Below are 22,791 nucleotides of genomic sequence, written 5' to 3'. Positions count from 1 at the left end.
GATGACCCCAGACGCACTCGCCACCCTGCACGCCCACTTGTTCACCGCCCTGGCGACCCCGCCGACGGAAACCCGGCGCCTGTTCCACGGCCGTGGCCGTTGCTGGCCGGGCCTGGAGCAACTCACGGTGGACTGGTTGCAAGGCGTGTTGCTGGTGTCGTTGTTCAAGGAGCCGGACGCTGCAGCGCTGGAGGCCTTGAAACAGCTGCTGCAAACACACTTCGGCGGTTATACCGTCGCACTGCAGCACCGCTACCTGCCACAAAGCACCACCGAGTGGTTGGCGGGCAGTCCTGTCGACGAACTGACGATCACCGAAGGCGGCCTGCGCTACCTGATCGATTTGGGCAAAAAACAGAATAGCGGGCTGTTCCTCGACATGCGCTACGGCCGCAACTGGGTGCGCGAGCAGGCCAAGGGCCAGCGCGTGCTCAATTTGTTTGCCTACACCTGCGGTTTTTCCGTGGCCGCTATCGAAGGCGGCGCCGAGCATGTGGTGAACCTGGACATGGCCCGTGGTGCCCTGAGCCGTGGCCGCGACAACCATCGGCTCAACGGTCATGACCTGGGCAGGGTCAGCTTCCTGGGCCACGACCTGTTCAAGTCCTGGGCCAAGGTGACCAACAGCGGCCCCTATGACCTGGTGATCATCGACCCGCCCTCGTTCCAGAAAGGCAGCTTCCTGCTGACCAAGGACTACCAGCGTGTGCTGCGCCGCCTCCCGGACTTGCTCACGCCACAGGGCACCGTGCTGGCGTGCATGAACGACCCAGCCTTCGGCGAAGACTTCCTGATCGACGGCGTGACCCGCGAGGCACCCGGCCTGCGCTTCGTGGAGCGCCTGCAAAATCCGCCGGAATTCCCGGATATCGACCCACAAAGTGGCTTGAAGGCACTGGTGTTCCGCCAGGGCTGATGCCGAAACGTCCTACGCTTGCTACGCTAAGTGATACACCGGGGTGGTGAACCTTCTTACCCGCTTCCCGGTCGATACCTGCATTCCCCGGCCAGACTCGACGGCGTCACGTTGTCGGCTGCCCTGTTTCACCTTTTGGAGAACCGCCCGTGATATCGACCCTGCATGTAGCCAGACTCAAAGCCTGGGGCGCCCACGGCTTTACCGCCACCGGTGTGGTATTGGCCTTCCTGGCCACCCTGGCGCTGCTGGAAAACTCACCCAAGGCCTGCCTGCTGTGGCTGGGCCTGGCGCTGGTGGTGGACGGTGTCGACGGCTCACTGGCGCGACGGGTGAATGTCAGCACGGTATTGCCAAGCTTTGACGGCTCGGTGCTGGACCTGGTGATCGATTACCTCACCTACGTGTTCATTCCCGCACTGTTCATCTATCGCTACATCGACCTGCCGGACTTCACCCACCTGTTCACCGTGTCGGTGATCCTGGTGTCGTCGCTGTTCTGTTTCTGCAATGTGAACATGAAGAGCAAGGACAACTACTTTGTCGGCTTCCCCGCCGCGTGGAACGTGGTTGCGCTGTGCGTCTACATCATCCAGCCGGAAGCCTGGGTAACCCTGCTCACCGTGATTGGCCTGGCGCTGCTGACCGTGACGCCGATGAAGTTCCTGCACCCGTTCCGGGTGAAGCGCTTCATGCCGATCAATATCGCCGTGACCACTATCTGGTTGCTGTGCAGCTTCTTGATGGTGGTGGATTACCCGAACACCAACCCGTGGACCTTTGGGTTGTGGTCGTTGATGTCGGCGTACTTCCTGGGGATTTGTATCTGGCGCACGGCGCTGGAGTGGCTGGGAACACACAAATGACTCGGTGAACACTCTTCAAATGTGGGAGGGGGCTTGCCCCCGATAGCGGTGGGTCAGCTAAAGATGAGTCAGCTGGGGCACTGCCATCGGGGGCAAGCCCCCTCCCACATTTGGATTTGCAGACTCCCCGCGAGTAAGATGGCGGCCTTTCGCTTAGCGCCCTGCCAATAATAAGCCCAACCCATGCCCTTCGAACTCAGCGTAGACCTCACCACCCTCGCCATCCTGGCGGTTGTTGCCTTTATCGCCGGTTTTATCGACGCCATTGCCGGCGGCGGTGGCCTGCTCACCACACCTGCCCTGCTCACCGCCGGCATGCCACCGCACCTGGTGCTGGGCACCAACAAGCTCAGTTCCACGTTCGGCTCGGCGACCGCCAGCTTTACCTTCTATCGCCGCAAGCTGTTCCACCCACGCCAGTGGGTGCACGCCATCGTCGGCACGCTGATTGGCGCCCTCACGGGGGCGGTGGTCGCCCACTACCTGCCGGCTGAAACCCTGAACAAGATGCTGCCGGTGATCGTGTTCGGCTGCGGCCTTTACCTCTTGTTCGGCGGCACGCCCAAGGCGCCGCTGGACGCCGACGCGCCGATCAAGAAGAAGTGGCAGTCCACCCAGGGCTTCGGCCTGGGCTTCTACGATGGCGTGGCGGGCCCGGGCACCGGGGCGTTCTGGACGGTCAGCACGATGCTGTTGCACCCCATCGACCTGGTGAAGGCCAGCGGCGTGGCACGCAGCATGAACTTCGTCAGCAACGCGGCGGCGCTGTCGGTGTTTATCTTCAACGGTTCGGTGGACTGGATCGTCGGCCTGGCCATGGGCGTGTCGGTGATGTGTGGCGCGTTCTTTGGCGCACGCAGCGCGATCAGCGGCGGCGCCAAATTCATTCGCCCGGTGTTTATCACCGTGGTCCTCGGCCTGACGGTGCGCCTAGCCTGGCAGCACTGGTTCAGCGTGGCCTAGGCGACGGGCCAGGTAGAGGTCGATCAGGTAACGCGCAATCGAGCGTGACGCCGGCAGCGGCGGCAAGTCGTGGATGTTGAACCACTGCGCGTCCTCGATCTCATCGGCCTGGGGCACGATGTCGCCACCGGCGTACTCGGCATGGAAGCCGAGCATCATCGAATGGGGGAATGGCCAGCACTGGCTGCCCATGTACTGGATATTCTTGACCTCCACCTGCACTTCCTCGCGAACCTCGCGGATCAGGCAGTCCTCGGCCGACTCTCCCGGCTCGGCAAACCCCGCCAGCGTGCTGTACACCCCCGTCACAAAGCGTGGCGAACGCGCCAGCAGGATCTCGTCGCCGCGGGTCACCAGCACGATCATGCTCGGTGAAATCCGCGGGTAGCTGCGCAAGTCGCAGGCCTGGCAATGCATCGCGCGTTCGCGCGGCACCTGGACCATGGCCTGGCCGCAACTGCCACAGAACCTGTGCTCCCGCGCCCAGGTGCCGATCTGCGCGGCATAACCCAGCACTTTGTACAGGGTGTGGTCGCCTTGCAGCATGAAGCCCCGCAAGCCCTGCCAACTGCAGCCCGGCACGTCCCCGGCGCTATCGAGTTCCAGCAGGTACACCGGCTCGCCGTCGAGGTGGCCGATGCCGTGTTCGGCAAACACCGACAGGTCCTGGCGCTTGAGCCATTCCCGAGGGAACAAGGGGCCGTTGGTGTCATGCAAAAAGCCGTCGCGGCTGCGGGCAACGGCCCAGCCACCGGGGGTGTCGTTGTCCAGCAGCGTTGTGGTAATCCAGCCTGGGGTCATGTCAGTCAATCCACGAATTCGGGTTTCTGCTTACTCATGTGGGCCGCGATGGCCACGCGCAGGTCGTTGGATTGCAACATAGCCGAGTTCCAGGTGGCAACGTATTCCAAGCCGTCATTGATCGTATGGTCACGCATGTAGCTGATCATGGCCTTGGTGCCGGTGACCGCAATCGGCGACTTGGCGGCGATTTCATGGGCGATTTCCATGACGCCGGCCAACAGGCTGTCCTGATCGGGATAGACGCGATTGACCAGGCCGATGCTGCGCGCTTCCTCGGCGCCGAACTGGCGGCCGGTATAGGCCAGCTCGCGCAGCATGCCGTCGCCGATGATGCGCGGCAGGCGCTGCAGGGTGCCGACGTCGGCCGCCATGCCGATGTCGATTTCCTTGATCGAGAATTGCGCGCCCTCGGCGGCGTAGCGCATGTCACAGGCGCTGATCAGGTCGATGGCGCCGCCGATGCAATAGCCCTGGATTGCCGCCAGCACCGGTTTGCGGCAGTTGTCGACGGCATTGAACGAGGCTTGCAGCTCGAGGATTTTACGGCGCAACAGACGCGCATTGCGGCCCACATCCTTGCCGAACTCATTGGCGACCGAGGCCAGCATCATCAGGTCGATGCCGGAGGAAAAATGTTTGCCCGCACCGCTGAGCACCACGGCGCGTACGGCGTCGGTGTCTTCGATCCATTGGAAGATGTCGATGATCTCGGTCCAGAACGCCGCGTTCATTGCGTTGATCTTTTCCGGGCGATTGATCTGCACATGGGCAACGTTGCCGGTGAGTTCGACGACGAAAGCTTGGTATTCGGACATGGCAGTGATCCCTGACTGGCGAGTGATAAAGGCCAGACTATAACAAGGGTGCGCGACGGCACATCAGCCAAAAACGGGACGGGCAAACGTAATGAAATGTTGTAGGCGCGGGGTTCAGGGTAGGCCGATACATTTCATCCAGAAGCCACGGATGATCGGTTATACACTCTGGGCCACAGCCTGGAGCCGCTTATGCCGTCCACGTTCCGTTCATCCTTGATGCTGGCCCTGGTGGTCGTGTTCACCGGCATTGGCGCCGGCCTCGGCGCAATGCTGCTGGCGCTGCTGCTGCACGGCATTCAGCACTTGGCCTACGGCTATAGCCTCGACAGCCTGGTCAGCCATGAAACCTTCCTGTGGGGCGTGACCGCCGCCGCGCCCGAACGACGCTTGGCGGTGCTGGTAGCGTGCGGCCTGGTGGCCGGCCTGGGCTGGTGGGCGGTGTACCGTTATGGCCGCCCGCTGGTAAGCATCAAGCAAGCCGTGTCGGAAAAGATGCCGATCATGCCGCCCAAGACCACCCTCGCCCACGCCTTGCTGCAGATCATCACCGTGGCCCTTGGCTCGCCCCTGGGCCGCGAAGTGGCGCCACGGGAGGTCGGCGCATTGGCGGGCAGTTGGCTGTCCCGGCGCGCCCGATTGACCCCGGAACAGCACCGCTTGATCGTCGCCTGCGGTGCCGGCGCAGGCCTCGCGGCGGTGTACAACGTGCCGTTGGGCGGCGCAGTGTTTGTGCTGGAAGTGCTGGTGGGCGCGTTCAGTTGGCCAGCGGCGCTGATTGCACTGGCCACCTCGGCGATTGGCGCGTCGGTGGCGTGGATCGGCCTGGGGGCGGAATCGCAATACGTTGTGCCGCATTTTGTGCTGAGCCCGGCGTTGATCACCTGGGCGGTGGTGTGCGGCCCAGTATTTGGGTTGGCCGCCTATGGTTTTACCCGCCTGACCGGCGCCGCGCGGGCCAATGCCGCACGCGGGTGGCGCCTGCCGGTGCTGGCGTTGATCAACTTCAGCGTGATCGGCGGCCTGGCGATGCTGTTGCCGCAGATCCTCGGCAATGGCAAAGGCCCGGCGCAACTGGGGTTCGACAACGAACTGAGCATCGGCCTGGCGGCGCTGCTGTTGGTGGTCAAGGTGCTGATCACCACCAGCAGCCTGCGCGCCGGCGCCGAAGGCGGGCTACTCACCCCCGGCCTGGCCAATGGCGCGCTGCTGGCAATCATCCTCGGCGGCGCCTGGAGCCTGGCCTGGCCCGGCGTGCCGCTGGGCGCCTTTGCGATCATCGGCGCGGCGGCCTTCCTTGCCGCCAGCATGAGCATGCCGCTGACCGCGATTGTGCTGGTGGCGGAGTTCACCCGCATTGACCATGACTTCCTGGTGCCGATCATCCTCGCAGTGGTCGGTGCCGTCTGTGTGAGCAAGCTGTGCCAGCGCTGGGAAAACGCTGGATAAAACCCCGCACACGCGCCATCCTTCGCGCTTTAAGCCGCCCCCTCTGCGGCGCTCGACGTTTAAAGGATATGCCCATGCACGCCCACCCCCTCACCCCCGCCGAATTCGAATTTATCGAAAACACCCTGCTCAAGTACGGCGACGACCATTCGGTGCTGAACCTGGCCGAACTCGACGGCTACTTCACCGCGCTGGTGTCCAGCCCGGTCCAGGTGGACGTGGCAGAGTGGTTCCCGGCCATCTGGGGCGGCCAGAACCCCGAGTGGGACAACATGGACGAAGCCCAGGGTTTCCTCGAACTGTGCGTGCGCCACCTCAACACCCTGGCAGGCCAACTGGCCACCGACGCCCAGGCCTTCAAGGCCCGTTTCGATGAAACCGAACACCAGGGCCGGGACGTCACCCTGGCCGAAGAATGGTGCTTCGGCTACATCCGCGGCGCCGCCATTGGCAACTGGCCGGAACTGCCGCCTGAACAGGCCGCACTGCTGGAAAAAATCTCCTGGTGCGCCGAACAGGACAACTTCGAACTGCCCGCCGACCTGGACGTGCAAGCACACCAGCAGCGCGTCAGCGAACTCGAACCGGCAGCGCGGGCGCTACATGATTATTGGTTGGCAAAGCGATAAAGGCTGCGGGACGTACCGGCTTTTGCCCGAACCACTCAGGCCGGCTGTCAGACCTGAGTGCTGTAGATCTTGATCTGAGGCGCCCCATCAAACAAACACGCTGGCCGGAATTTGACAGCGACCCGAAGACCGCCATCGCAGGCAAGCCAGCTCCCACATTCAGATCGACGTACACCCAGTAAATATCAGCGCCCATGACCCCAAGCTCGACAAGCACCACATCTATACCCGATCATTCGAGTCCGCCCGTCGGCCACTCCATACCACCTTGCCTTGAATCAGGAGCCTTGTACCTTGAGTTCGCAGAAAACCGTGACCGTTACACCGCCCAACGCCCCCCTCAACGGCAAGGTCGCACCCCCAGGCTCCAAATCCATCACCAACCGCGCCCTGCTGCTGGCAGCCCTGGCCAAGGGCACCAGCCGCCTCAGCGGCGCCCTGAAGAGCGATGACACCCGCCACATGTCAGTGGCCCTGCGCCAAATGGGCGTCACCATCGACGAACCCGACGACACCACCTTCGTCGTCACCGGCCAAGGCAAACTGCAACTGCCACCGCAGCCACTGTTCCTCGGCAATGCCGGCACTGCCATGCGCTTCCTCACCGCCGCCGTGGCCACCGTCGAAGGCACCGTGGTGCTCGACGGCGACGACTACATGCAAAAACGCCCGATCGGCCCACTGCTGGCAACCCTCGGCCAAAACGGCATCCAGGTCGACAGCCCAACCGGCTGCCCACCCGTCACCGTGCACGGCGTGGGCAAGATCAAGGCCAAGCGCTTCGAGATCGACGGTGGCCTTTCCAGCCAATACGTATCGGCCCTGCTGATGCTCGCGGCCTGCGGCGAAGCGCCGATTGAAGTGGCGCTGACCGGCAAGGACATCGGCGCCCGTGGCTACGTGGACCTGACCCTGGACTGCATGCGCGCCTTCGGTGCCCAGGTGGAAGCCGTCAACGACACCACCTGGCGCGTGGCCCCGACCGGCTACACTGCCCACGATTACCTGATCGAGCCCGACGCCTCCGCCGCCACCTACCTGTGGGCTGCCGAAGTGCTGACCGGTGGGCGCATCGACATCGGCGTGGCTGCGCAAGACTTCACCCAGCCCGACGCCAAGGCCCAGGCCGTGATCGCGCAGTTCCCGAACATGCAAGCCACGGTCATCGGCTCGCAGATGCAGGACGCCATCCCGACCCTGGCAGTGCTCGCCGCGTTCAACAACACCCCGGTGCGCTTCACCGAGTTGGCCAACCTGCGGGTCAAGGAATGTGACCGTGTACAGGCCCTGCATGACGGCCTGAACGAAATCCGCCCAGGCCTGGCGACCATCGAAGGCGACGACCTGCTGGTGGCCAGCGATCCGGCCCTGGCAGGTACGTCGTGCAACGCGCTGATCGACACCCATGCCGACCACCGCATCGCCATGTGCTTTGCGCTGGCGGGGCTGAAAGTCGCGGGCATCCGCATTCAGGACCCGGACTGCGTGGCCAAGACCTATCCTGAATACTGGAAGGCCCTGGGCAGTCTCGGGGTTCAGTTGAGCTACTAAGGGCTCGGCGTCGGAATGGGGAGGCAACGCACATGACAATTCGCCAACCCTGCCCACCCGGCGCCTGTGTCTGCGACCGCGAGCAACTGCTGCAAGCACCCGGCGCCGACCTGCGTATCCTCAACCTCACGCGCCAAGAAGAGAAAAAACTGCTCGACCGGCTTGAAGACCTCAAGAGCCTGCAAGACCTGGAACACATGCAGCAGCGGATGTACGAGCTCCTGGGCATCCGCGTGCATGTCGCCCCCGGCCACACCGAGGTCAAGAGCATGCGCGGCATCCAGATCGTGATCGACGAGCTGCCAGGCATGTGCCGCAAGACCCGCCAATCCATCCCGGCCGCCATCCGCCGGGGTATGGAGAAACGTCCGGAAATTGCCTACCGCCTGCTGGACGCCCACGACCTGTTTCGCGAAGGTTAAATCAACCGGCGACGGTCTCGGTGTCGAACACCCCCTCGCCCACGGCCCTGGCCTTGTCCAGATGCGCCTGCACCCCGCCGCTTTCCGACTCCAGCAACAACGCCGACGTCACCACCTGCGCGCCACAGTAATCGAAGATCCCGTAGTCAATTTGCGTGCGCATTGCCTTGGCGTAGCCGTGTCGATCAAACGCATCGTCGTCCGCTGCGCCCAGGGCCAGCAGATGCACCTGCAGGTGCCGCAGCTTTTTCACCACTGGAGTGTCGGGGCCGTAGTCGATGGCCCAGCCGTTGACGAAGACGCGGTCGATCCAGCCCTTGAGCAGGCCCGGCAACGACCACCAGTAAATCGGGAACGCCAGCACCAGCGCATCGGCGCGGTCGATGCGGGCCTGTTCGGCCAACACGTCGACCGGTGGCGTGGCGCGGGTGCGATGCACCAAGTGGTCGGCGGCGGTGTAGCGCGGGTCGAAACCTTCGGCGGCAATGTCGGCGATTTCGTAGGTGTGGCCCGATGCAGTGAGGCCGGCGGCCACCTGCGCTGCCACACTGTGGGTGAGGGATTTTGGGTCGTGGTGAGCAACAACGATAAGTGCATGCATGACATTGACTCCCTTTGGGGTTAGCCTAGGCTTAAGTTACGATTAGTAAGTTACTTTTGGTATATAAGCATGTCAAGCAGCGAATCCCCTGCCCCCCGTCGTCGCCTGTCCCGTGAAGATCGCCTGCGCCAACTCTTGGAGGTGGCCTGGCAACTGGTGCGTGATGAAGGCACCGAAGCCCTGACCCTTGGCCGCCTGGCAGAGTTGGCGGGCGTGACCAAGCCGGTGGTGTACGACCATTTCGTCACGCGAGCCGGTTTGCTGGCAGCGTTGTATGAGGACTTCGATGCCCGCCAGGATCAGGTCTTCGCCAACGCCATCGCAGCCAGTGGCGACACCCTGGACGAGCGTGCCTGGGTGATCGCCGAGTCCTATGTGGATTGCGTGTTATTGCAGGGTCGGGAAATCCCGGGGGTGATTGCGGCGCTCAGCAGTTCGCCGGAACTGGAAGCGCTCAAGCGCCAGTACGAGGCGATCTTCCTCGACAAGTGCCGCGACGCGCTGTCGCCTTTTGGCCACATTACCCAGGCCGGTTTAAGGGCGATGCTGGGGGCGGCGGAAGCCTTGTCCCAGGCCGCAGCCAGCGGAGAGATCAGCCGTGAGGAGGCGCAGCAGGAGCTGCTCGCGACCATCCTGGCGATGGTCAACCGCGGCGCGTTCAAATAATCACTGGCAGGTGAGGAATAAATCGGCGCGACCGGGTTTACCAGAGTACGGCAAGCAATGGGCCCGCTCACCACAAGAGCCCACTCCCCCCTAAAGAAAGAACGCCGCCTAACGCCCGGCTACAAAAAGCTGCACCTTGCGGGTCAGTTGATCGAGGTGTCGATCGCGTTGTTTCTCTGCATCAATCATGGCGCGCTTGCCGTGCTTTTGCAGCAGGTAGGTATGAATCTGCTGCACCTCCAGTGAGCGGTAGATCGACGCCACATCCAACACGCCCATCAGGCCGTCAGTGCCGTAGTCCCGCGTATTCATCAACACCTGCGTGCCCCGCCCGCCGCGCACCTGGAAGCCCATGCCTTCAAATGCCGGCACCTTCTCCACCGAGCACGCCAATTCCGCATGGGGATAACGGCCCAGCACGTCGCGCATCATTGCGCGCGCCACACCCTGGCGCCGGTAGCCGACTTGCACGGCCATGAACGCAACGCCGCAGGCTTCTGGATCATCCTTCACGGGCAGGTAGAGGCAAAAGCCGATGAGTTTTTCCTCTTCCATCGCCACGACCAACTCGACAGCAATGCCCTTGGAACCGTCCAGCGCTTCCAGGTACAGGTGCACCTCAAAGCCAGTGGCGTACTGGTAGATGTTGTACAGCAGGTTGCTCGGCGGCAGCGCCACACTGCTGATGTCGGTGAGGTTGTCCACCACCAGTTGCAGGATCTGGCCGTTGATAGGCTCCGGGCACGGTGTGGTGTAGCGGGTAAGGCTGTACATGCAAATTCCTGGGGTTCAGCGTCAAGGCAGCGCCGATTGTACCTGCTCGACGCACACCTCGCGCAAACACGCGCGCAACCAACGATGGGCCAGGTCAGCATCCAGCCGCGGGTGCCACAGCATCGCCACGGTAAAGGTCGGCAATGTCAGCGGCAGCGCAAAGCAGTGCAGGCCTTCACGCGCATGGGCGATGTAGCGCTCGGGCACGCTGGCGATCAGGTCGGTGGTGCGGGCCAGGGCGATCGCCGTGGCGAAACCCGCGACGATGGTGCTGATTTGTCGCGTGAGGCCCTGTTTTTCGAGGGCATCGTCGATCTGGCCACGGTCCTGGCCACGGCGCGACACGTAAACATGCTGGCCTTGGGCATAGCGTCGCGCGTCGACGTCGCCCTGGCTCAAGGGATGGCCGCTGCGTACCACGCCCACCAAGCGGTCACGAAACAGCGCCTGGGTCAGCACTTCCGGGCTGGCAGTGGGATCGACGACGCCGGTTTCCAGGTCGACGCTGCCTTCGCGCAGCAGGGTGCTGTCCTTGTCGGTCTTGTTGATGAAGCGCAGGCGCACGCCCGGCGCTTCCCGGGCAATCCGCGCCAACAGTGCCGGGGCGAAATGCTCGACGAATTCTTCGCTGGTACGCAGGGTAAAGGTGCGCTCGACCCGGGCCATGTCCAGCGACTGCATCGGCCGCAACACGGCGTTGGCGTCCTGCACCAGCCGGCTGACCTGTTCACGCAACGCCACTGCCCTGGGCGTGGGCACCAGGCCACGGCCGGCGCGTACCAGCAGCGGGTCGCCGGTGGTTTCACGCAAACGCGCCAAAGCACGGCTCATCGCCGAAGGGCTCAGGCGCAGGCGTTTGGCCGCGCCCGCCACGCTGCCTTCGGCGAGTAAAACATCCAGGGTGGTCAGCAAGTTGAGATCGGGCATCGGCATTCCTTATCAGGCGTTACACGCATGTATTCACTGCAACCCATGCGCCTACCGCCATAGTAGGCGACGCCGTAGAGTTGTGACAGTTGCCTTCATCCAAGGATTTCCCATGCTCACTCCCTCACGCGGCAGCCTTGTCGGCCTGTCCCTGTCCATGTTGCTCGCCTCCCTGGGCACCAGCATCGCCAATGTCGGCCTGCCCAGCCTGGCGCAGGCGTTCGCGGCCTCGTTTCACGCCGTGCAGTGGGTGGTATTGGCCTATTTGCTGGCAATCACTGCGGTGATTGTGAGTGCCGGAAGCCTGGGCGACCACCTGGGCCGCCGGCGGTTGCTGCTGGCGGGCTTGCTGCTGTTCACCGTAGCGTGCGGATTGTGCGGCGGGGCGCCGGCGCTTGAATGGCTGATTGCCGCGCGCATCCTGCAAGGCCTGGGCGCGGCCGTCATGATGGCCATGGCGTTGGGCATGGTCGGTGATACGGTTGCCAAGGAACGTACCGGCCGGGTCATGGGCTTGCTGGGTACGATGTCGGCGGTTGGCACCGCGATGGGGCCGAGCCTGGGGGGCGTGTTGCTGAGCCTGTGGGGCTGGCGCGCGATTTTCCTGGTCGGCGTACCGCTCGGCTCGGTGGCCGTCGCCCTCGCCTACCGTTATTTGCCGGTTGATCGCCCTCGCGCGCCAGCGTCCACAGGCCTGGGTTTCTGGTCATCCTTGCAGGTGCCAGCATTGCGCGCGGGCCTGGCCATGAGTGCCTTGGTGGCCGCGGTGATCATGGCCACCTTTGTGGTCGGGCCGTTCTATCTGTCCCGCGGCCTGGGCCTCGACCCCGAGTGGATGGGCCTGGCGATGGCGCTCGGCCCCTGTGTCGCGGCGTGCGCTGGCGTACCGGCCGGTCGCCTCACCGACCGCTTCGGCAGCCAGCGCATGACCCTCGCCGGGCTGGCGCTGCTGGCCTGCGGTGCGCTGCTGTTGTCACTGGCGTCAGGGTTGGTCGCCTACCTGACCTCACTGGTCATCTTGACGACGGGGTACAGCCTGTTCCAGGCCGCGAACAACACGGCGGTCATGAGCGATGTGGACGGCTCTCGTCGAGGCACCGTCTCGGGGTTGCTGAACCTGTCGCGCAACCTCGGGCTGATCTTCGGCGCGTCCGTGCTGGGTGCGGTCTTTGCCTGGGCCAGCCCGGATGTGACCCGCGCCCTGCCGCAATCCGTGGCCTTTGGCCTGCATGTAACCTTCAGCGTGGCGCTGGGGTTGATCCTGCTGGCCAGTGTGATGGCATGGCGCCGCTTTGGCGCTTGTAACAAGCGTTAGAACACCCATTGAGGCAAAAAAACAAAAAAGGCGTTGCGCCAGACCGGGTTACATCGCGCATCATGGGCACTTTCAAGCTCAAGGGTAACGTCCATGCGCGTTCTGTCATTGATGATGGGTCTTACGACGCTGGCCGCCACTACGGTGTTCTGCGCCAGCGCGATGGCGAATGAAGAAAGTCAGTTGGTACAACAGATCAACCAATACCGCAGCCAGGTGCAACGCTGCGGCGACCAGGGTTCCCAGGAACTGCCGCCGCTGGCCAGTGATACGCGGCTGGTGCTGCCGGCCAACAATGTGGGCGACCTGCAGCAAGCGCTGGCGCGTGCCGCGTACCCGATGGTCAACGTGCAGGCCATCAGCCTGTCCGGGCCCAAGGATGCCCAGGCAGCCATGAAGGCAGTGCGCGAAAGCTTCTGCCGGGTGGTGCTGGACCCGCAATTCGTCGATATCGGCGTCAGCAACAGCGGCCAGGACTGGCGCATCGTGCTCGCCCGCCCACTGCTCACCAGCGGCTTGGGCGACTGGCAGACCGAAGGCAAGCAGGTGCTGAACCTGATCAACACCGCGCGCTCGCAACCGCGCCAATGCGGCACCCAGGCCTTTACCGCGACCACACCCTTGTCCTGGAACGAAGACCTGGCCGGCGCCGCGAACAGCCACACGCGCAACATGGCCAACGGTAATTTCTTCGACCACCTCGACCATGATGGCCGTACCCCTGGGGACCGTGCCGAACTGGCCGGGTACATCGCGAAGAACATCGGCGAAAACATCGCTGCCGGCCTGGATACCCCGCGCAAAGTCGTGGATGGCTGGCTGGCCAGCCCCGGCCATTGCGCCAACCTGATGAACCCGCAATTTCGCGAGCTGGGTGCAGCGTACGCCATGGACCCGAAGAGTGATGCAGGGATCTATTGGACGGGGGTTTTCGGCGCGCAGTAAGTCAATGTGCAGGCTCATCAAACGGTTGCAGCATCAAATCGCCATCTCATGGATAATGCCGCTGAACTTGGCAGCGGTCATTCCGGTCTGTTGATTGTTAACCTGACCCTTTCAGGCGTTCGACAGACCGTGGCAAACAAGGTGTTCTCGCAATGATGAATTGGCTGCAAAGCAGCAGCGACATGGCTGAGCGGGTTCGCCAGCATGATTGGGCGAGCACGCCCCTGGGGCCGCTGGAGCAGTGGCCGGATGTGCTCAAGACCACCGTGGCGCTGTGCTTTGCCTCAAGCTTCCCGCAAGCCATCGTGTGGGGGCCGCAGTTGACCATGCTGTACAACGACGCCTTTATTCCGATCCTGGGCGACAAGCCCTATGCGCTGGGCCGCCCATTCAGCGAGGTGTGGCAAGAGGTCTGGGCAGACGTCAGCCCCATCGCCAAGGCGGCGTACGAGGGGCATGCCACCTATATCGAGAACTTCCCCCTACTGATCGAGCGCGGCAACGGTCCCGAACAGGCGTACTTCACCTTTTGCTACAGCCCGATCCGCGACCCTCTCGGCAAGGTCGTGGGCATGCTCGACACCGTCACCGAAACCACCGCCACCGTGTTCCTCGCCCGCCGCCTGGCCGTGCTGGATGCCGTCGGCAGTGCGGTGGCCAATGCCACCGACGCCGAAACCATCATGTCCACCACCACCCGCTTGCTGGCTGAGCATTTGCAGGTGTCCAATTGCGCCTATGCGGACATGGACGCCGACGAAGACGGCTTCACCATTCGCGGCAATTGGGCCGCACCGGGCTCGCCCAGCATCGTGGGGCGCTACAGCCTCGCCTCGTTCGGCGCACGGGCCGTGCGCCAGTTGCGCGCCGGTGAGCCGCTGGTGGTGGAGGACAACCGGGTGGAATTCGCGCCGGAGGATGCCGCCAGCTATCAGGCCCTGGGCGCCCTGGCGACGGTGTGTTTCCCATTGATCAAGGACGGCCGCCTGACCGCCTTGATGGCGGTGCATCACAAGACCGCGCGCGTCTGGTCACCCTACGACCTGGCACTGGTGGGCGAAGTCACCGAACGCTCCTGGGCCCATATCGAGCGGGTACGCGCCGACGCCGCCGTGCGCGAAGGCCTGGCCGCGTTCACCGAGCTGAACGCCACCCTCGAACAGCGCGTGCTGGAGCGCACCACCGCCCTCACCCAGGCCGAGGCCGCGTTGCACCAGTCACAGAAACTCGAAGCCATCGGCCAACTGACCGGCGGCGTCGCCCATGACTTCAACAACCTGCTGACCATCATTCGCTCCTCGGTGGACTTTCTGCGCCAACCCGGGCTTTCCGAAGAGCGGCGCCAACGCTACATGGGCGCTGTATCCGACACGGTCGAGCGCGCCAGCAAACTCACCAGTCAACTGCTCGCCTTCGCCCGGCGCCAACCGCTCAACCCGGAAGTCTTCGATGTGAGCGAGCGGGTCAAGAACATCGGCGAAATGCTCGAAAGCGTCACCGGCGCACGCATCCACGTGCAGGTGCAATTGCCCGAACACCCTTGCCATGTGCGGGTGGATGCCAGCCAGTTTGAAACCGCGCTGATCAATATCGCCCTGAATGCCCGGGATGCAATGGAGGGGCAAGGCACTCTGACCCTGCGCGTGGTCAAGGTGGACGCCATGCCACGGATCCGGGGTGATGGGGAGGCCCGCCAGCCCTTTGTGAGCATTTCCCTGGCCGATACCGGCAGCGGTATCCCTGGAGATGCTGTGGAGCGCATTTTCGAGCCTTTCTTTACCACCAAGGCCGTAGGCAAAGGCACCGGGCTGGGGCTGTCCCAGGTATTCGGCTTTGCCAAGCAGTCCGGCGGCAACGTGGATGTGGCCAGCAACCCAGGGCAAGGCTCGGTATTTACACTGTATCTGCCAGAAGCGGCACCCCAGGCGATGCCCTCCGAGCAACCGCAGGACGACGCTCTGCCCACACACGATGCCGCGCAACGTCATATCCTGATCGTCGAAGACAACCTTGAGGTAGGCCGCTTCGCCACTCAGATCCTCCAGGACCTGGGCTACCAGACCACTTGGGCCACCGACGCCGAACAGGCACTCGCCCTGGCCGGCGCGGACGCCTTGGCGTTCGATGGGATTTTCTCGGACGTCGTAATGCCCGGCATGACCGGCGTCACCATGGCCAAGTTGCTGCGCCAACGGCGCCCGGACTTGCCGGTGGTGCTCACCTCGGGCTACAGCGAAGAATTGGCCGACAGTGGTTATGAAGGGTTTGAGTTCCTGCCCAAGCCCTACTCCGCCGATCAGGTTGCACGGGCGTTGGCCAGGGCGATGGCCTGAGTTACTCCGCCACCGCCACCTGATTGCGCCCCTGGGCCTTGGCGCGGTACAGCGCTTTGTCGGCGGTATTCATCAGGCCATGCAGGTCTTGATCCTGGGTATGGGTGGATGCCACACCCAGGCTGGCCGACAACCCATGCACCGGCTCCGATGCCAGCCCCGAGATCGCCTTGACCAACTGTTCGGCGATCGCCCGTGCCGTGTCCAGTGAGGTGTTGGGCAGCAACACCGCAAACTCTTCGCCACCCAGGCGCCCGTAGACATCGGCCTGGCGGAACGAGGCGCTGATCACCCCGCCTATCTGGCGCAACACCTGATCGCCGGCCTGGTGGCCGTAGGTGTCGTTGATTTGCTTGAAGTGGTCCATGTCCATCATCAATGCGCACAGCGGCTGACGGTTGTGACGGCATTGTTCGTAGAGCACCTGGGCACGTTCGAAAAACGCACGGCGGTTCATCAGGCCGGTGAGTTCGTCGGTCTGTGCGGCGCGGGTTGAAATAGTGTGGGCCCGTTCCATTTGCCGGGTCAGGCGAAAGGCCTTTTCCAAGGCATCCGACAGTTTGCGTGTAGCGCTGACCACAAAGGTGGAAAACACCAGCACCGCAATGGCGACGCCCACTTGCAGGGAAGAAGGCTGGAACAGCAGCCACAGCGTACACGGCAGCAGCACCAACGCCATGGAGGCCAGGGTCATGTAGCGGTAAGCCGAATAACACGACACCGCGCTGACCGACATGCCCACGGTAAACAACATCACCAGTACTTGGGAAAGGCGATCATCGGTAGGCATCACCGCCAGGGCGCCAGCGCCCCAGATCCCGGCCGACAGCACCAGCGTGAGCCAGTAGCGGCGCTCCCAACGATCGGGCGTGCGCTCGGCGTTGGGGCAGCGAAACCACTCCATGAACATCTGGACGCGCAGCAGCGACGACACCGCCAGCACCACCAGCCAGACCAGGATGACCTGATGGTCAAACCGGTCCCAGCACAGCCAGCAGAGCATCAAGGCCGCCAGGTAACTGCCGAAAATCGCGGCAAATGATTGCCTGAACAGCTGGTGCAAACGATCAGTGCGCACCTGCTCTTCTATAATGCAATCCTGGTCCTGCCCACGCCCAAGGCCATTCATGAAATCCGCCTGATTCGACTGCCACGACAAAGGCGCCATTGTGGCACCCTGCCACCAGCGTGGACAACAGAATCCAGCACGGTAGAGCCTTTAAAGCGATTCCGGCCGCAGAATCAGCACGCCCAGTGGCGGCAGATTCAACGACAGTGACACCGGCTGCCCATGCTTGGGTTCATCCTGGGTAAACACCTCGCCGCCATTGCCGTAATTGGATCCTGCGTACATATCCGCGTCGCTGTTGATCACTTCACTCCAACGCCCACCAAACGGCACGCCGACGGCGTAACCCTCACGCGGCACCGGGGTGAAGTTGGCCACCACCAGCACCGGCTTGCCATCCTTGCTCCAGCGCAGCCAGGCATAGACGCTGTTGATCGCATCGTCGCCGATCAGCCACTGGAAGCCCTGGGGCGCATCGTCCTGCTCGTGCAGGGCCGGCTCTTCGCGGTACAAGCGGTTCAAGTCGCCCACCAACTTCTGCACGCCTTTGTGTTCGGCGTACTGCAGCAGGTACCAGTCCAGTTGCTGGTCGTGGTTCCACTCGCGCCATTGGCCAAATTCGCAGCCCATGAACAGCAGTTTCTTGCCAGGGTGCATCCACATGAACGCCAGGTAGGCGCGCAGGTTGGCAAACTTCTGCCAGCGGTCGCCGGGCATCTTGTCGATCAGCGAGTGCTTGCCGTGCACCACTTCGTCGTGGGAGATGGGCAGGATGAAACGTTCGGACCACGCATACACCAGGCCAAAGCTCAGTTCGTTGTGATGGTGGGCGCGGTAGACCGGGTCCTGCTGGATGTAATGCAGGGAATCGTGCATCCAGCCCATGTTCCATTTGTAGTTGAAGCCCAGGCCGCCCTGTTGGGTCGGCTGGCTCACGCCTGGCCAGGCCGTGGATTCTTCGGCGATCACCAACGCGCCGGGGGCTTCCAGAGCCACCACGTCGTTCAAATGGCGCAGAAAGTCGATGGCCTCCAGGTTCTCGCGGCCGCCATGGCGGTTGGGCACCCATTCGCCGGCCTTGCGCGAATAATCGCGATAGAGCATCGAGGCCACGGCATCCACGCGCAGGCCGTCGATGTGGAAGTGTTTAAGCCAATGCAGCGCCGAGGCGAGCATGAAGCCGTGCACTTCGGTGCGGCCCAGGTTGTAGATCAGCGTGTCCCAATCCTGATGGAACCCTTCCAGCGGGTTGGCGTATTCGTACAGCGCAGTGCCGTCGAATTGCGCCAGGCCGTGGGTATCGGTGGGGAAATGCGCCGGTACCCAGTCGAGGATCACGCCGATATCCGCCTGGTGCAGGGCATTGACGAAATAGGCGAAATCTTCCGGCGAACCAAACCGCGCCGTCGGCGCGAATTGCGACAGTGCCTGATAGCCCCAGGAGCCGCCGAACGGGTGTTCCATGATGGGCATCAGCTCGATGTGGGTGAAACCCAGTTGCTGCACATAGGGAATCAGGCGCTCGGCCAGTTCACGCCAGTTGTACTGGCGGGCCACCTCGCCCGCCTCGTCCAACTCGCATTGCCAGGAGCCCACGTGCAGCTCGTAGATCGACAGCGGCGCCGTGGTCTTTTGCTTGTCGACCCGCGATTGCATCCACGCCTGGTCTTGCCAGTCCACCTGCAATGGCTGGGCAACCTTGGACGCGGTGTCTGGCGGCAGCTGGGTGGCCAGGGCCATCGGGTCGGCCTTGAGCGGCAGGATCCCGTTGGCGCCGAGAATCTCGTACTTGTAGGCCGCACCCGGCTGCAGACGTGGAATAAAGATCTCCCACACGCCGGAAGGATGGCGCAGGCGCATCGGGTGACGGCGGCCGTCCCAGATATTGAAGTCGCCCACCACCGACACGCGCCGCGCATTCGGTGCCCACACGGCGAAACGCACACCCTCGATGCCATCGACACGGGTCACCTGGGCCCCCAGGCAACTGCTGAGGTCGCGGTGATTGCCTTCGGCGAACAGGTACAGGTCCATTTCCCCCAGCAACAGTTGCTGGAAGCTGTAAGGGTCTTCGGTGATCTGTTCACCGCCGGCCCACTGGATTTTCAACAGGTACGGCTGCCGGGTCTTGAACTGCCCGACAAACAACCCCGGGACCTGGCTCGCGTCCAGGCTGCCGATCGGCTCGCCGCTGTCGCGCGCCAGCACCTGGACGCTCAAGGCCTCCGGCAGGAACGCGCGGATAAACTGGCCGCCGTGATCATCATCGTGCGGCCCGAGAATCGAGAACGGGTCGTGGTGCTCGGCGCGTACCAGCGCTTCGACGTCCTTGGACGCCGGCAATGCAGTCAACTTCGGTTGCAGCGGTTCTTTATTTGTAAAGCTCATGACGTCTCCCCACCGCGTGCAGTTTTCGATATAGGTGCAAGCCCGCTCAACAGTCCGTGCAACCCTTGCAGGGGCACCGGCAACCAGGTCGGGCGGTTTTCCGCTTCGTAGGCCACTTCATACGCGGCCTTCTCCAGGCTGAACAACGTCAGCGCTGCGTCCTGGCCTTTGGCATCCTGCCAGTCATGCGCCAGTGTAGACGTAGCGGACTGATAAGCCTGGATAAAGGCCTGGCGTGCTTCTTTGAGGTAACGGTCAGTCACGCGTTTGCGCGCCTGGTCTGCTTCGGGCGAATGGTCCACCCCTTGTACATTCAAAGCCATGGCTGCCGCATAGTCGAAGGAGCGCAACACGCCGCTCACATCTTTATACGGGCTGTGCTTGCCGCGTCGTTCGTGCAGTGGGCGCGCCGGCTCACCTTCAAAGTCGATCAGGTAGGCATCGCCCTTCACCACCAGCACCTGGCCCAGGTGCAAATCACCGTGGACCCGAATACGCAACCCGCCGGCCGTGGCTTTCGCCAAGGCCTGCACATGGCTGGCGATGGCTTTTTTCTGCGCCAGCAATTCACTGACCAGCGCTTGATCCGCGGGGTTCAACTGGCTTTGATGAAGTTTGAGCAGTTGCAACGCGCGGTCCAGTTGCGCGCCGACATCCTTGGCCCAGGCCTGGGTGTCCTTGGCCGTGGTGGCTTCGGGCTTGAAGTCCTTGTTGGTGGTTTTCGCGCCGAGTACCAGGTGCATTTCACCCAGGCGTTGGCCGAGCAACCCGGCAAAATCCGCCAGCTCGCCCAAGGCGTTGTAGTGCTGCTCCTGTTCGGACATGGCTTCGGCCAGTTCGTCGCGAATCGCGCGTTCCAGGTTGTTTTGGGTCCAGCCCCAAGCGTCGCCCTGGTTGCTCAAATAGCCTTGGGCAATCATCAGCAGGTTGTCCTGGCCTCCGGCGTCGTGGCGAATCATCGAGCCCAGCAACGGCGAGATATTCGGGTAGCCGGCTTCGGTCAGGTAGGCGCTCATTTCCAGTTCCGGGTGTACGCCGGAGGCGACTTTGCGGATCAGCTTGAGCACCAGGCTCTCGCCCACCACCACCGAGCTGTTGGACTGCTCGGCCGACAGGTAGCGCACTTCGGACTCATCCGTCAGTTGCAGCTTGGCCAGGTGCGGCGTGGCGGCAAAGCGCAGTTCGCCTTCGTTGGTGTTGAGCACGGTACCCGCCTGCAAACCCTGGATGACGGCGCGGATAAAGTGTTCGAGGCTGAAGGCATCGGTTACCAACCCCACCTGACGCACTCGGCGTACACGGGCCAGGGCCAATTGCTGCGGCAAGGCGCTGGTGAACTGGTCTTCACCGAGAAAGCCAAACGGCAACTGATAACGGCTGACCTGGCCACCGGCTGTCACTTCCAGTTCGCTGAGCAAGACCGGGTGCTGCGGGTCGCCAAAGCGCACACCGTAGGCGATGCGCACACTGTCGATGGCCGTGTCCTTGCCCGCGAACCAGCGGCGCTTGGGCAGCCAGGCCGGCAGTGCGGTCTGTTCCAGGGAGGCGCGGCAAGGTTCTTCGAGCAATTCTTCCATGCGTTTTTTCAATACCAGGGTGGTGAAGTCCGGCATGCTCTGGGCCGGTTCCACATGCCAACTGGGCATCTGGTTTTCCGGGGCGAGCACGAACCAATAAAAACCGTAAGGCGCCAGGGTCAGCAGGAAATTCAGCTGGCCGATGGGCGGGAAGGCATTCCCGCCGAGCATCTCCACCGGCACCATGCCGGCAAAGGCCGACAGGTCCAGCTCGGCAGCCTGGGCGCTGCGCGACACGTTGGCGACGCAGAGGATGATCTCGTTGCGCCCATCTTCACCGGTGAACTCACGGGTGTAGGCCAGGATGCGGCGGTTGCTCGGCGAGAGCATTTTCAGGCTGCCGCGCCCAAATGCCTTGGATTGCTTGCGCACTGCGAGCATGCGCCGGGTCCAGTTCAGCAACGAATGCGGGTCCTGGGCCTGGGTCTCGACATTCACCGACTGGTAGCCGTATTGCGGGTCCATGATCGGCGGCAACACCAGGCTGGCCGGGTCGGCGCGGGAGAAGCCGCCGTTGCGGTCGATGGACCACTGCATCGGCGTACGCACGCCGTCGCGGTCACCGAGGTAGATGTTATCGCCCATGCCGATTTCATCACCGTAATACAGGGTCGGCGTGCCAGGCATCGACAAGAGCAGGCTGTTGAGCAACTCGACACGCCGGCGATCACGCTCCATCAGCGGCGCCAGGCGGCGGCGAATGCCGAGATTGATGCGCGCGCGCCGGTCGGCGGCGTAGTAGTTCCACAGGTAGTCGCGTTCTTTGTCGGTGACCATTTCCAGGGTCAGTTCATCGTGGTTGCGCAGGAAAATCGCCCATTGGCAATTGGCGGGAATCTCCGGGGTCTGGCGCAGGATGTCAGTGATCGGGAAGCGATCTTCCTGGGCCAGGGCCATGTACATGCGCGGCATCAGCGGAAAGTGGAAGGCCATGTGGCATTCATCGCCGTCGTCGCCCTTTTTGTCACCGAAATATAACTGGGTGTCTTCCGGCCACTGGTTGGCTTCGGCCAGCAGCATGCGGTCGGGGTAATGGGCGTCGATCTCGGCACGGATCTGCTTGAGCACGTCGTGGGTCTCAGGCAGGTTTTCGTTGTTGGTGCCATCACGCTCGATCAGATACGGGATGGCGTCCAGGCGCAGGCCGTCGATGCCCATGTCCAGCCAGTAACGCATCACCGACAGCACGGCTTTCATCACCTGCGGGTTGTCGAAATTGAGATCGGGCTGGTGAGCGTAGAAACGGTGCCAGAAATATTGGCCGGCGACCGGGTCCCAGGTCCAGTTGGACTTCTCGGTGTCGAGGAAGATGATGCGGGTGCCGTCGTATTTCTGGTCGTCATCCGACCACACGTAGAAGTCCCGCGCCGCCGAGCCGGGCTTGGCCTTGCGCGCCCGTTGGAACCAGGGGTGCTGATCGGAGGTGTGGTTGATCACCAATTCGGTGATCACCCGCAGCCCGCGCTTGTGCGCCTCGGCGATGAAGCGCTTGGCGTCGGCCATGGTCCCGTAGTCGCTGTGCACGCCACGGTATTCGGCGATGTCATAGCCATCGTCGCGACGTGGCGAGGGGTAGAACGGCAGCAACCAGATGGTGTTCACACCCAGGTCGGCGATGTAGTCGAGCTTGGCGATCAGGCCAGGGAAGTCACCGATGCCGTCGTTGTTGGAGTCGAAATAGGATTTGACGTGGACTTGATAGATCACCGCGTCCTTGTACCAGAGCGGGTCTTTGATGAACGTGGCAGCGTTGGGTTTCTTCGCCATTGGAAACTCCGGGA

General features: G+C 63.1%; 19 protein-coding genes. 11 read left to right on the top strand and 8 right to left on the bottom strand.

Features of this window, described 5'->3' with window-relative positions:
• Position 1 precedes the first annotated feature (1 nt).
• The 3 genes from KHP07_RS18210 to KHP07_RS18200 all read left to right on the top strand — a co-directional run bounded on the left by KHP07_RS18210 (position 2) and on the right by KHP07_RS18200 (position 2,745).
• On the top strand, positions 2-916 hold the full coding sequence (locus tag KHP07_RS18210) for a class I SAM-dependent methyltransferase (protein WP_214497676.1): 915 nt from the start codon (positions 2-4) through the stop codon (positions 914-916).
• 149 nt (positions 917-1,065) lie between these two features.
• Complete coding sequence (gene pcsA, locus KHP07_RS18205) at positions 1,066-1,782, top strand: phosphatidylcholine synthase (protein ID WP_078048203.1); 717 nt, start codon at positions 1,066-1,068, stop codon at positions 1,780-1,782.
• Between the two features lie 183 nt (positions 1,783-1,965).
• A complete protein-coding gene (locus KHP07_RS18200) occupies positions 1,966-2,745 on the top strand; it encodes a TSUP family transporter (protein WP_099492739.1) in 780 nt (259 codons plus the stop codon).
• Here the strand turns inward: KHP07_RS18200 and nudC are convergent.
• The gene (gene nudC / locus KHP07_RS18195; RefSeq protein ID WP_078048201.1) at positions 2,713-3,546 is read right to left on the bottom strand and encodes an NAD(+) diphosphatase; all 834 of its coding nucleotides are present in this window, start codon (positions 3,544-3,546) and stop codon (positions 2,713-2,715) included. The two genes, KHP07_RS18200 and nudC, sit on opposite strands and share 33 nt — an antisense overlap.
• 5 nt (positions 3,547-3,551) lie before the next feature.
• Complete coding sequence (locus tag KHP07_RS18190) at positions 3,552-4,364, bottom strand: crotonase/enoyl-CoA hydratase family protein (RefSeq protein WP_099492737.1); 813 nt, start codon at positions 4,362-4,364, stop codon at positions 3,552-3,554.
• A 192-nt stretch (positions 4,365-4,556) separates the two neighbouring features.
• Here KHP07_RS18190 and KHP07_RS18185 point away from each other — a divergent pair, with 192 nt between their 5' ends.
• The 4 genes from KHP07_RS18185 to KHP07_RS18170 all read left to right on the top strand — a co-directional run bounded on the left by KHP07_RS18185 (position 4,557) and on the right by KHP07_RS18170 (position 8,415).
• A complete protein-coding gene (locus tag KHP07_RS18185; RefSeq protein WP_099492736.1) occupies positions 4,557-5,813 on the top strand; it encodes a chloride channel protein in 1,257 nt (418 codons plus the stop codon).
• 74 nt (positions 5,814-5,887) lie between these two features.
• Positions 5,888-6,442 carry a UPF0149 family protein gene (locus KHP07_RS18180; protein ID WP_099492734.1) on the top strand — a complete coding sequence of 185 codons (555 nt, stop codon included), beginning with the start codon at positions 5,888-5,890 and terminating at the stop codon, positions 6,440-6,442.
• 294 nt (positions 6,443-6,736) lie between these two features.
• Positions 6,737-7,993, top strand: a complete 1,257-nt coding sequence (gene aroA, locus KHP07_RS18175; RefSeq protein ID WP_078048196.1) for a 3-phosphoshikimate 1-carboxyvinyltransferase — start codon at positions 6,737-6,739, stop codon at positions 7,991-7,993.
• Between the two features lie 32 nt (positions 7,994-8,025).
• Positions 8,026-8,415: a hypothetical protein gene (locus tag KHP07_RS18170; protein WP_010210708.1), complete on the top strand. Its 390-nt coding sequence runs from the start codon at positions 8,026-8,028 to the stop codon at positions 8,413-8,415.
• A 1-nt stretch (position 8,416) separates the two neighbouring features.
• On the opposite strand, the gene KHP07_RS18165 is transcribed toward KHP07_RS18170, so the two are convergent.
• Complete coding sequence (locus KHP07_RS18165) at positions 8,417-9,016, bottom strand: NAD(P)H-dependent oxidoreductase (protein ID WP_214497675.1); 600 nt, start codon at positions 9,014-9,016, stop codon at positions 8,417-8,419.
• 69 nt (positions 9,017-9,085) lie between these two features.
• Here KHP07_RS18165 and KHP07_RS18160 point away from each other — a divergent pair, with 69 nt between their 5' ends.
• On the top strand, positions 9,086-9,682 hold the full coding sequence (locus KHP07_RS18160) for a TetR/AcrR family transcriptional regulator (protein ID WP_078048194.1): 597 nt from the start codon (positions 9,086-9,088) through the stop codon (positions 9,680-9,682).
• Positions 9,683-9,790: 108 nt separating this feature from the next.
• Here KHP07_RS18160 and KHP07_RS18155 read toward each other — a convergent pair whose 3' ends face one another.
• Positions 9,791-10,456: a GNAT family N-acetyltransferase gene (locus tag KHP07_RS18155; RefSeq protein WP_078048193.1), complete on the bottom strand. Its 666-nt coding sequence runs from the start codon at positions 10,454-10,456 to the stop codon at positions 9,791-9,793.
• Positions 10,457-10,477: 21 nt separating this feature from the next.
• A complete protein-coding gene (locus KHP07_RS18150; protein ID WP_214497674.1) occupies positions 10,478-11,383 on the bottom strand; it encodes a LysR family transcriptional regulator in 906 nt (301 codons plus the stop codon).
• 112 nt (positions 11,384-11,495) lie between these two features.
• Between KHP07_RS18150 and KHP07_RS18145 the strand changes: the two genes are divergently transcribed.
• The 3 genes from KHP07_RS18145 to KHP07_RS18135 all read left to right on the top strand — a co-directional run bounded on the left by KHP07_RS18145 (position 11,496) and on the right by KHP07_RS18135 (position 15,976).
• Complete coding sequence (locus KHP07_RS18145) at positions 11,496-12,698, top strand: MFS transporter (protein ID WP_214497673.1); 1,203 nt, start codon at positions 11,496-11,498, stop codon at positions 12,696-12,698.
• Positions 12,699-12,791: 93 nt separating this feature from the next.
• The gene (locus KHP07_RS18140) at positions 12,792-13,643 is read left to right on the top strand and encodes a CAP domain-containing protein (protein WP_078048190.1); all 852 of its coding nucleotides are present in this window, start codon (positions 12,792-12,794) and stop codon (positions 13,641-13,643) included.
• 152 nt (positions 13,644-13,795) lie between these two features.
• Positions 13,796-15,976, top strand: a complete 2,181-nt coding sequence (locus tag KHP07_RS18135; RefSeq protein WP_214497672.1) for a GAF domain-containing hybrid sensor histidine kinase/response regulator — start codon at positions 13,796-13,798, stop codon at positions 15,974-15,976.
• Position 15,977: 1 nt separating this feature from the next.
• Here KHP07_RS18135 and KHP07_RS18130 read toward each other — a convergent pair whose 3' ends face one another.
• Genes KHP07_RS18130 through treS form a run of 3 tightly spaced genes read right to left on the bottom strand, consistent with a single transcriptional unit; the run spans position 15,978 to position 22,777 of the window.
• A complete protein-coding gene (locus KHP07_RS18130; protein ID WP_214497671.1) occupies positions 15,978-17,144 on the bottom strand; it encodes a GGDEF domain-containing protein in 1,167 nt (388 codons plus the stop codon).
• 51 nt (positions 17,145-17,195) lie between these two features.
• On the bottom strand, positions 17,196-19,433 hold the full coding sequence (gene glgB, locus KHP07_RS18125; protein WP_078048187.1) for a 1,4-alpha-glucan branching protein GlgB: 2,238 nt from the start codon (positions 19,431-19,433) through the stop codon (positions 17,196-17,198).
• Positions 19,430-22,777, bottom strand: a complete 3,348-nt coding sequence (gene treS, locus KHP07_RS18120) for a maltose alpha-D-glucosyltransferase (RefSeq protein ID WP_214497670.1) — start codon at positions 22,775-22,777, stop codon at positions 19,430-19,432. Before treS ends, glgB begins: the two co-directional genes overlap by 4 nt.
• Positions 22,778-22,791 lie beyond the last annotated feature (14 nt).

The organism is Pseudomonas sp. VS40, from assembly GCF_018587885.1.
In the GTDB taxonomy this organism is placed as follows: domain Bacteria; phylum Pseudomonadota; class Gammaproteobacteria; order Pseudomonadales; family Pseudomonadaceae; genus Aquipseudomonas; species Aquipseudomonas pergaminensis.
The sequence above is the reverse complement of the archived record's forward strand: the minus strand, read 5'-3'. Positions and strand labels throughout refer to the sequence as shown.

What these genes read in the sequence shown, in the direction of transcription:
- KHP07_RS18210 (WP_214497676.1), top strand. Translation starts at nt 2, where the DNA reads ATGACCCCAGACGCACTCGCCACCCTGCACGCCCACTTGTTCACCGCC.
- KHP07_RS18200 (WP_099492739.1), top strand. Translation starts at nt 1,966, where the DNA reads ATGCCCTTCGAACTCAGCGTAGACCTCACCACCCTCGCCATCCTGGCG.
- nudC (WP_078048201.1), bottom strand. Translation starts at nt 3,546, where the DNA reads ATGACCCCAGGCTGGATTACCACAACGCTGCTGGACAACGACACCCCC.
- KHP07_RS18190 (WP_099492737.1), bottom strand. Translation starts at nt 4,364, where the DNA reads ATGTCCGAATACCAAGCTTTCGTCGTCGAACTCACCGGCAACGTTGCC.
- KHP07_RS18185 (WP_099492736.1), top strand. Translation starts at nt 4,557, where the DNA reads ATGCCGTCCACGTTCCGTTCATCCTTGATGCTGGCCCTGGTGGTCGTG.
- KHP07_RS18180 (WP_099492734.1), top strand. Translation starts at nt 5,888, where the DNA reads ATGCACGCCCACCCCCTCACCCCCGCCGAATTCGAATTTATCGAAAAC.
- KHP07_RS18170 (WP_010210708.1), top strand. Translation starts at nt 8,026, where the DNA reads ATGACAATTCGCCAACCCTGCCCACCCGGCGCCTGTGTCTGCGACCGC.
- KHP07_RS18165 (WP_214497675.1), bottom strand. Translation starts at nt 9,016, where the DNA reads ATGCATGCACTTATCGTTGTTGCTCACCACGACCCAAAATCCCTCACC.
- KHP07_RS18160 (WP_078048194.1), top strand. Translation starts at nt 9,086, where the DNA reads ATGTCAAGCAGCGAATCCCCTGCCCCCCGTCGTCGCCTGTCCCGTGAA.
- KHP07_RS18155 (WP_078048193.1), bottom strand. Translation starts at nt 10,456, where the DNA reads ATGTACAGCCTTACCCGCTACACCACACCGTGCCCGGAGCCTATCAAC.
- KHP07_RS18150 (WP_214497674.1), bottom strand. Translation starts at nt 11,383, where the DNA reads ATGCCCGATCTCAACTTGCTGACCACCCTGGATGTTTTACTCGCCGAA.
- KHP07_RS18145 (WP_214497673.1), top strand. Translation starts at nt 11,496, where the DNA reads ATGCTCACTCCCTCACGCGGCAGCCTTGTCGGCCTGTCCCTGTCCATG.
- KHP07_RS18140 (WP_078048190.1), top strand. Translation starts at nt 12,792, where the DNA reads ATGCGCGTTCTGTCATTGATGATGGGTCTTACGACGCTGGCCGCCACT.
- KHP07_RS18135 (WP_214497672.1), top strand. Translation starts at nt 13,796, where the DNA reads ATGATGAATTGGCTGCAAAGCAGCAGCGACATGGCTGAGCGGGTTCGC.
- KHP07_RS18130 (WP_214497671.1), bottom strand. Translation starts at nt 17,144, where the DNA reads ATGGCGCCTTTGTCGTGGCAGTCGAATCAGGCGGATTTCATGAATGGC.
- glgB (WP_078048187.1), bottom strand. Translation starts at nt 19,433, where the DNA reads ATGAGCTTTACAAATAAAGAACCGCTGCAACCGAAGTTGACTGCATTG.
- treS (WP_214497670.1), bottom strand. Translation starts at nt 22,777, where the DNA reads ATGGCGAAGAAACCCAACGCTGCCACGTTCATCAAAGACCCGCTCTGG.